Source organism: Clostridium sp. D53t1_180928_C8 (genome assembly GCF_015667795.1).
Lineage (GTDB): Bacteria > Bacillota > Clostridia > Clostridiales > Clostridiaceae > Clostridium.
The window spans coordinates 1-9,511 of record NZ_JADPEL010000079.1 but is presented as its reverse complement, the minus strand read 5'-3'; the positions used below and the strand labels follow the sequence as shown (position 1 = coordinate 9,511).

The 9,511-nt window shown below is 25.6% G+C and carries 9 protein-coding genes and 1 riboswitch; all 9 genes read left to right on the top strand.

All coding sequences use genetic code 11. From position 1 onward, the window contains the following. The first annotated feature begins 67 nt into the window (after positions 1 to 67). Positions 68 to 181, top strand: a riboswitch (FMN riboswitch). Between the two features lie 277 nt (positions 182 to 458). The 9 genes from ribD to I4V51_RS19805 all read left to right on the top strand — a co-directional run bounded on the left by ribD (position 459) and on the right by I4V51_RS19805 (position 9,270). Continuing rightward, a complete protein-coding gene (gene ribD / locus I4V51_RS19845; RefSeq protein ID WP_195990171.1) occupies positions 459 to 1,541 on the top strand; it encodes a bifunctional diaminohydroxyphosphoribosylaminopyrimidine deaminase/5-amino-6-(5-phosphoribosylamino)uracil reductase RibD in 1,083 nt (360 codons plus the stop codon). A 10-nt stretch (positions 1,542 to 1,551) separates the two neighbouring features. Next, complete coding sequence (locus I4V51_RS19840) at positions 1,552 to 2,205, top strand: riboflavin synthase (RefSeq protein WP_195990170.1); 654 nt, start codon at positions 1,552 to 1,554, stop codon at positions 2,203 to 2,205. A gap of 20 nt (positions 2,206 to 2,225) precedes the next feature. Continuing rightward, positions 2,226 to 3,428, top strand: coding sequence for a bifunctional 3,4-dihydroxy-2-butanone-4-phosphate synthase/GTP cyclohydrolase II (locus tag I4V51_RS19835; protein ID WP_195990169.1), 1,203 nt, complete (start codon positions 2,226 to 2,228; stop codon positions 3,426 to 3,428). 102 nt (positions 3,429 to 3,530) lie between these two features. Further along, the gene (gene ribE, locus I4V51_RS19830) at positions 3,531 to 3,992 is read left to right on the top strand and encodes a 6,7-dimethyl-8-ribityllumazine synthase (protein ID WP_195990168.1); all 462 of its coding nucleotides are present in this window, start codon (positions 3,531 to 3,533) and stop codon (positions 3,990 to 3,992) included. Positions 3,993 to 3,995: 3 nt separating this feature from the next. Further along, on the top strand, positions 3,996 to 4,640 hold the full coding sequence (locus tag I4V51_RS19825) for an HAD family hydrolase (protein WP_195990167.1): 645 nt from the start codon (positions 3,996 to 3,998) through the stop codon (positions 4,638 to 4,640). A gap of 158 nt (positions 4,641 to 4,798) precedes the next feature. Continuing rightward, the gene (locus tag I4V51_RS19820) at positions 4,799 to 6,019 is read left to right on the top strand and encodes a hypothetical protein (protein WP_195990166.1); all 1,221 of its coding nucleotides are present in this window, start codon (positions 4,799 to 4,801) and stop codon (positions 6,017 to 6,019) included. 179 nt (positions 6,020 to 6,198) lie between these two features. Further along, positions 6,199 to 7,038, top strand: coding sequence for a type II CAAX endopeptidase family protein (locus I4V51_RS19815; RefSeq protein WP_195990165.1), 840 nt, complete (start codon positions 6,199 to 6,201; stop codon positions 7,036 to 7,038). 57 nt (positions 7,039 to 7,095) lie between these two features. Beyond that, a complete protein-coding gene (locus I4V51_RS19810) occupies positions 7,096 to 7,785 on the top strand; it encodes a response regulator transcription factor (protein ID WP_195990164.1) in 690 nt (229 codons plus the stop codon). After that, entirely contained in the window at positions 7,786 to 9,270 is a 1,485-nt protein-coding gene (locus I4V51_RS19805) for a HAMP domain-containing sensor histidine kinase (protein WP_195990163.1), read from the top strand. It begins immediately after the preceding gene. Positions 9,271 to 9,511: the final 241 nt, after the last annotated feature.

The following is a 9,511-nucleotide window of genomic DNA, read 5'->3' as shown; positions in this document are numbered from 1 at the left end:
CTTAAGATAATGTTCTAATCCACTTGTATAAGTCCCTTTTTCAACTGCTGCTTTAATATCTTTGTTTAATTCTAAATTGGGCAGGGTGAAATTCCCTACCGGCGGTAAAGCCCGCGAGCTAATTTAGCATGATTCGGTGAAATTCCGAGGCCGACAGTAAAGTCTGGATGAAAGAAGATAAAGTGATAATGTAGTAATCTAAAGTACTATATTTAGTTTGTATGCTATGCTCTGGAATATTTTATATTTCAGAGTTTTTTTAGATTTCTATGTAATATATTTATTTACTATGCTTATTTAAGTATCTATATATCTATTTTTTATTAAAGTTAATTATAAAATAGTATTGGTAAAAAATATATTTTTTATTAAAGGCTCTGAGGTTATAAACTCAGAGCCTTTAATTTTTAGCTAAAGATTTATTAAATTCAAATTATTATGATTGTGAGATGATGAATTTGAATGAATACTTTATGAAAAAAGCCATTGAGCTAGCTAGAAAAGGAGTAGGAAAAGTAAATCCAAATCCTTTAGTTGGTTCAATTATAGTGAAAAATGGAAAAATAATCGGAGAAGGATATCATGAAAATTATGGAGAAGATCATGCAGAGGTAAATGCCTTTAAAAGTTTAAAAGAAGATCCTTCTGGAGCTACGATATATGTTACTTTAGAACCATGCTCACATTGTGGGAAAACTCCTCCATGTGCAGATAAAATAATTGAAAATAAAATAAGCAAAGTAGTTATTGGAATGGTTGACCCAAATCCTTTAGTTGCAGGCAATGGAATAGAAAAACTTAAAAATGCAGGGATAGAAGTTGAAGTTGGAGTTTTGGAAAGTGAGTGTATTAAGCTTAATGAAGTATTTCTTAAGTATATTATAGCTAAAAGGCCATTTGTAGTATTAAAAGCTGCAATGTCTATTGATGGGAAAATATCTACTAAAACTGGTGAATCAAAGTGGATAAGCTGTGAAGAATCAAGACTGCAAGTTCATAAATTAAGAAATAAGCTTTCCGGAATAATGGTGGGTGTAAATACAGTTATTAAGGATAATCCAGAATTAACATGTAGATTAGAAAGTGGAAATAGTCCAATTAGAATAATTGTAGATAGTACATTAAGAATACCATTTAATTCAAAAGTGCTTAATAATAAAGATAATAAAACAATAATAGCAACTACTAATAAGGCTGATATGTCAAAGGTTGAAGAAATTTCAAAAATGAATGCTAAAGTCTTAATTATAGATGAAAAAGATGGACGAGTTGATTTAAATAAGCTTATGGCAAAGCTTGGAGAATTAAATATTGATAGCATTTTATTAGAAGGTGGAGCAATTTTAAATTATTCAGCTTTAGAAGAAAAAATAGTTGATAAAGTAATGATGTATATTTCTCCTAAAATTATAGGTGGAGAAGAATCTAAAACACCTATAGGGGGATATGGAATAGATAAATTAAATAATGCCTTTAAGTTAAAAAATATTAAAACATCTATAGTTGGTGCAGATATTTTAGTTGAAGGCTATATAAGTTAGGTGAAGTTTTATGTTTACAGGGATAATTGAAGAACTAGGTACAATTAAAGAAATAAAAAATGGAATTAAATCTTCAAACTTAGTAATTAAGGCAAGTAAAGTATTAGAAGATACAAAAATAGGAGATAGTATTTGTACAAATGGAGTATGTTTAACTGTTACTAAGTTAAATACAAATAGTTTTGAAGCTGATGTTATGGCAGAAACTTTAAGAAGAAGTAATTTAGGCAGTTTAGGGATTGGTAGTAAGGTTAACTTAGAAAGAGCCTTAACTTTATCAAGCAGATTAGGTGGACATATAGTAAGTGGTCATATAGATGGCATAGGTGAAATTAATTCTTTATTAAAGGAAGATAATGCAACTTGGGTTACTATAAAAGCTTCAAGTGAAATTTTAAGATATGTAGTTTTAAAAGGATCAATAACAATTGATGGAATAAGCTTAACAATTTCATATGTAGATGAAACTGTATTTAAGGTATCTATAATACCACATACTTCAGAAGAAACTACTTTATTAAGCAAGTCTATAGGAGAAACTGTTAATTTAGAATGTGATGTAATTTCAAAGTATGTTGAAAAGCTTATGGGATTATCCCCAAAAGTTGAAAATAGTAACACATCTATTACAGAGGATTTTTTAAAGGAAAATGGATTTTTTTAATATGAAAGGAAGTATAAAATATGTGTAAATTTAATACTGTTGAAGAAGCAATTAATGATATAAAAGATGGAAAGATTATTGTTGTTATTGATAATCCTGATAGGGAAAATGAGGGAGATTTATTAATGGCAGCAGAAAAGGTTACTGGTGAAGCTATAAACTTTATGTCTAAATATGGTCGTGGACTTATTTGTATGCCAGTTGAAGAAGAAAGATTAAAGGAACTTAAAATAGGCCCAATGGTTGAAAATAATACAGACAATCATGAAACTGCATTTACAGTTGCTATTGATCATACTGATACAACTACTGGAATTTCTGCATTTGAAAGAGCACTTACAATTCAAAAGGTATTAGATGCTAATTCTAAGCCAGAAGACTTTAGAAGACCTGGCCATGTATTTCCTTTAATAGCTAAAAATGGTGGGGTTTTAGAAAGAAATGGTCATACTGAAGCAGCAGTAGATTTAGCTAAGTTAGCAGGATTAAAACCTGCAGGTGTTATTTGTGAAATAATGAATGAATATGGAACTATGGCAAGAACTCCTGAATTAATAGAATTTGCTAAAGTTCATAATTTAAAAATAATAACTATTGAAGATTTAACAAAGTATAGAAAAGAAAATGAAAGAAATGAAGCACAAGTTGAAAGAGTTGTTGAAATTAAAATGCCAACTAGATATGGTGATTTTAAAATGTATGGATTTATAAATAAGCTAAATGGGGAACATCATGTAGCTTTAGTTAAAGGAGATATCTCTTCTAGTGATTCTGTTTTAACAAGAGTTCATTCTGAGTGTTTAACTGGAGATGCTTTAGGTTCTAAAAGATGTGACTGTGGCGAGCAATATGATGCTGCTATGAAAAGAATTGCTGAAGAAGGCATTGGTATTTTACTTTATATGAGACAAGAAGGAAGAGGAATTGGACTTATTAATAAGTTAAAGGCTTATTCACTTCAAGATAAGGGCTATGATACTGTTGAAGCTAATGAAATGTTAGGTTTTCCAGCTGATATGAGAAGCTATGATGTAGCTGCTACAATTTTAAAGGACTTAGGAGCTTTTAAAGTTAATTTAATGACTAATAATCCAAGTAAAATTGATGGCTTAGAAGGTTATGGAATAGAAATTGTAAATAGAGTACCAATTGCAATGAATCATAATGAAAAAAATGAGTTTTATTTACAAACTAAAAAAGAAAAAATGGGACATATGATTTAACTGTAAAAGTGAATGATTAATCAGGAAATAGTAGATAAGCATTAAAATTGGTTTATTACAAAAATTAAAATATAATATATAAAATTTTAGGAGGAAAAAGAAATGAGAATAATAGAAGGAAATTTAGTAGCACAAGGAATTAAGGTAGGAATAGTAGTAGGAAGATTTAATGAATTTATAGTATCAAAATTATTAGGTGGATCTTTAGATGGATTAAAAAGACATGGAGCAGATGAAAATAATATAGAAGTTGCATGGGTTCCAGGGGCATTTGAAATTCCATTAGTAGCAAAGAAAATGGCTCAAAGTGATAAATATGATGTAGTTATTTGTTTAGGTGCAGTTATTAAAGGATCGACACCACATTTTGATTATGTTTGTGCAGAAGCATCTAAAGGAATTGCAACTGTTTCATTACAAACTGAAAAGCCAGTTATCTTTGGTGTATTAACTACAGATAGTATTGAACAAGCTATTGAAAGAGCAGGAACTAAAGCTGGAAATAAAGGTTACGATGCAGCAGTTACAGCAATTGAAATGGCTAATCTTTTAAAGAACTTTTAAGATATGAAGTATATCATTTTTGATTATGATGGAACTTTGCATAATAGTATAAAAATATATATGCCAGCATTTAATAAAGCATATGATTATTTAGTTAGTAATGGTTATGCAGAAGAAAGAGAATTTACTGAATTTGAAGTAAGTCAGTATTTAGGATTAAGTGCAAAGGATATGTGGAATAGTTTTATGCCAAACTTACCAAACTGTGAAAAAGAAAAGTGTAGTTCAATTATAGGTGAAGCTATGGTTGAATATATATCTTTAGGACAAGCAGAACTTTATGCTGGCTCTGTGGAAACACTTAATAAACTGAAACAATTTGGTTATAAATTAATATTTCTTAGTAATTGTAAAATAAGCTATATGAAAAAACATATAAAAGCTTTTGATTTAGATAAGTATTTTATAGATTTTTATTGTAGTGAATCTTATGATTTTAAACCTAAATACGAAATATTTGAGTTTATTAAAGAAAAGTATAAAGGTGATTTTATTGTAGTTGGAGATAGATATGTAGATATGGAATTAGCTCAAAAGCATAATTTGAAATTCATAGGTTGTAATTATGGCTTTGGAAAAACCGATGAATTATTAAATGCTAATTATATTATAAATAATATTAATGAAATGTTGGATATAGGGATATAGCTTCAATAGCTATATCCTTTTTTTATAGAAATATATAATATTATAAGTTATTAATTTAAGGTAAATTTAATGTTTATATAATAGTAGATTAACCATTATATACTATGATAATATTAAACTACTTAATGAATCAAATACTAGATATTTTAGGGGGAAAAATGACTAATAAGATTAAAAGACATAAGAAAAAAATTATAATAGGTACATGTATTATTATTGTTATAGGGATTGGTATTTTAGGTACCAATAGTAGAATTTTTAAGGAAAAAATGAAATATAAATTTAATAAAATCTATTATTCAAAATTTGAAAGTGAAGAATACAAAAATCATTTTAAAGAAACATATTATAAAAACTATAAAATACTTCATAACGAAGAAACAGAAGTAATCTTACCATTATTATTTTCGTATTTAGATAAAGTGGAATTAAAGGCAACTGAAATTTTTGGTTATATTCCTAAATCAGATCTTACAATACAATTAGATTTTAATAAAGAAATATTTGAAGAAAGATTAAGTATAGGAGATCCACAAAGGGATGGTGCAGGATATTATAATACAGTGTTAAATACAATTTATATGAATGTTGAAGATGTTTATAGAGATATTATTAAAGATTTACATAAAATTGAAAAATATGATGATGGAACATTTCTAATGCAGTCTATGAGCTTTAAAGATAGATTATTTAACTTATATTATGAGTATTTAACTATTAACTATTTAAAGGATAATAACTTAAATAAAGAAATTTTTCCAAGTTGGTTTATACATGGACTTAGAGAATATTATTCTTCAATGTCAGAACCAATTTATGATACTGTAGAGTTCTTAGCACTAGAAGAATTTGATGAAAATGATGAGTGGATTAAAATTAGTGAAAATAAGGAAAATTCTTATTTATTTGCTCAAAGTACTTACTTAATTCATAAAATGATTAAACTTAAAGGAGAAAGTGGAATCAATAAAATAATTGAAAATTGTAAAACTAAAAGTTTTAATGAAAGCTTTAATGAAGTTATGGAAGTATCTTTAGACGAATTTGAGTATTCAGTAAGGAAAAGTTATCATAAATATGATAGTGAATATTATGCAATTAGCAACTCAGATTATAATGAAGATATAGACGTTAAAATTCAATGTTTAGAAGAGTATATTAAATTTAATGAAGATGATATAAGAGCATATGAATTTTTAGGTTCACTTTATGGGATTAATGATGAAGATGAAAAAGCTATAGGTTTCTTAAAAGATAGTATTAGAAAATATCCTAAAGAAAGTGTTTTATGGTGGGAATTAGCTTTAATTTATGAAAAGAATAATATGTTTGATTTAGCTAAAGAATGTTATGATAAACATTCAGAATTAAGTCAATAGTAATAATTACTAAAGGTTGTCTAAGTGTGGACAACCTTATTTTTATATATTAAATTCTATAAAATATTAAAATAATCTATTACATGCAAATTTAAGGTAAATTTAAGTTTCATATAATAGTAGCTTAATTAAATAACATTATAATAATCTTAAATAATCAAAAGTTTAGGGAGAAAAGTATGAAAGAGATTAAAAGTTGGAAAGTAATTCTTATATGGTTTATAGTACCTGCTGCAGTATCAATAATATCAACACTTTTTTTATTACTACTAAATCCATCTCAAGATATTAATGGTGTATTAGCATCATTTATATCTTTTTTATCAATGTTATTAATTATTTTAATGTTCGGTAAAGTTAATAGTAAGTTAGTAACTGAAAGATATAAAGATTTAAAGTGTAAATTTAATATCAAAGAAATAATTAGCGTTACAATAACACAAATATTTTTATCAATTGGATTATCTAATTTAAGTATAGGATTTATGGCTATTAATGATGTAGATAAAGCTTTGATTTCATTAAATGATACTTTTAGTAATCCAACTACTAATATAGAACTACTATTATGCTTTGTAACTATGGTAATACTAGCCCCTGTGTTAGAAGAGATAACCTTTAGAAGAGTTTTGTTTACAGGATTATCAAAAAGATTAAATTTTTTTATGGCTTCTACCATATCATCGTTATTATTTGGATTTGGTCATGATATATTAGGCGTATTTGGAGCTATAGTATTTGGGTATAGTTGTTGTATACTATATAAGAAGTATAATAATATATTAATACCAATTTCAGTTCATTGTTTAAATAATTTACTGGCTGCTGTATTTGTATGTATAAGTTATTTCAATGGAACATTAAATATACCTACAGAGTATATAACTAATTATGATATTAAAAGATATTTTATTTCTGGTAGTATATTAACTATTATTACATTAATTATATTTATTAAGTTTATACTTAAAAATAAAAAATATATAAAAAATGAAAAAATACAAAATTTAAAGGTATAACGATGTATTAATATGTAAATACAGGAAAATATTTATTTTAGATAGGGAGAGAGAATTATGAAAATACTAATTGCTGAAGATGAAGAAGATATAAGAAGATTATTAAGTTTAAATATGAAAAAAGAAGGATATAAAGTTGTTGAGTGTAAAGATGGAATAGAAGCATTAGAGGCGTTTAAAAAACAAGAAATTCACTTAGCTTTGTTAGATATAATGATGCCTAATATTGATGGAATAACTGTCATGGAGGAAATAAGAAAAAACTCTGTAATACCAATTATCTTTATAACAGCTATGTCAACTGATAGTGATAAAGTCTTAGCTTTAGGATTAGGGGCTGATGATTATATAGTTAAACCTATAAATACTATTGAGTTAACAGCAAGGATTGCAGCACAATTAAGACGTTGTTATAAATATATAAATACTAAAGAAGAATGTAGCAAAATTACATTAGGAGAATTAACCTTAAATAAAGAAACCTTTCAAGTATTTAAAAATAAAATAAAAATTGATTTAAATCCTAAGGAGTTTAAAATATTAGATCTATTAATGAGCAATCCAGGAAGAGTTTATACTAAAAAGCAAATATATGAAAAAGTATGGGATGATCATTATTATGGTGATGATAATACTCTTTTAGTACATTTTAGTCATTTAAGAGAAAAGATAGAGGACAATCCAAAGTGTCCAAAGTACTTAAAAACTATAAGAGGAATTGGATATAAAGTTGAAATGGTGAATTAAATGAAAAGAAGAAAATTTAAAGCTGGGGTTGCTAAAGAGCTATTTAAAAATTATTTTATTGGATATATTTCACTTATTTTAATAATGATAATTATGCTAACAATTACATTTAGTCTATATATCACATACTTATTTTTACCCGCCTCTATAAAATATGAGTTTATTAATTATAGATTAACTAATAATTATGAAAGCATAACTGAAAAAGAATTAGAAGATATTAATGGTTTTTTAATAGTAATAGATGAAAATAATAATCTTGTGTTTAATAGAGGAAATTTAATAAAAGAGTTTGAAGAAATAACTTTAGATGATTATATTAAAATATTTAATTTTGATTTATACTCTGGAACAGAAACTAGTTCATCAATAAAAGTATTAGAAAGTATGCTTACTATGATTAATTTAGAAAATACTTTAATAAAAAGTGATGATGGAATAGAATACTCAATTTCATATAGATTTATAAAAGATAAAAATAAATTAATTATATTTGGTGTACCTTATGAAAATATAAATAAGCATAATAATTACAATCCTTTAACAGGAAATAAAAATCAAGTAATAGCATTATTAATCTTAAATATTATAGTATTACTTTTAATTTTATATTTTTTTGCAAATTGGACCGCTAGGAAGTTTATTAAACCAATAAATATTTTAAATACCGGAATGAAAGAAATAGCTAGGGGAAACTATGGAGAACAGGTTTTATTAAAAAAGGACAATGAATTTAAAGAGTTAGCAGATGGATTTAACTTAATGAGTAAAGCAATAAAAGTAGAAAAAGAAGAAAATGAAAGACTTCAGCAAGAAAGAAATAAGTTAATATTACATATTTCTCATGATTTAAAAAATCCATTATCAGCTGTATTGGGTTATAGTGATATTTTAACTAATGATGATCACTTAACAGATGATGAAAGAAAAGAGTATTTAAGTATAATTAATAGAAATTCAAAAAGAGCTACTAAAATAATTACTGATTTATTTGAGTTTTCTTTATTAGATAGTATGGATTATAAGCTTAATACAAAGACATTAGATATAAATGAAGTTTTAAGAGAAATAGTTGCTTATTATATTCCTGAACTAGAAACAAAAGAATTTAATTATGATTTTGATATCTCAGAAGAAGAAATTTTAATCAATATTGATGAAGTTAAATTTACAAGAGCCATAAGTAATTTAATAGATAATAGTATAAAATATAATGATAAAAATACAACTTTATTTGTAATATCGCGAAGATGCAGTAACGGAATTGAAATAATAATTTCAGATAATGGAAGAGGTATTAAAAAAGAAGTAAGAGATAAAATATTTGATGCTTTTGTGAGAGAAGATAAAGCTAGAAGTTCATCAACTGGTGGAACTGGATTAGGACTTGCTATAACTAAAGCTATTATCGAAAAACATAATGGAACTATAGAGTTAGTTAATAGTATAAAGGGAACTGAATATAAAATAGTATTAAGAATATAAATTAAAAATTACATGTGAATACAGTAACAATTTCACATGTAATTTTTATTTTCTCAAAGATATTTAATAGAACTTATTTACAAAATTGAATATTATTGATATAAATTAATTGAGAAATAATTTATTAACGGAAAAAATAATATAGCAATAGATATCAGATATAAATTAGCATCAATTATTATGACCTTAAGGTTTATACCTAAAGATATAAAAATATAGATAGTAGTAAATTAAAAGATAT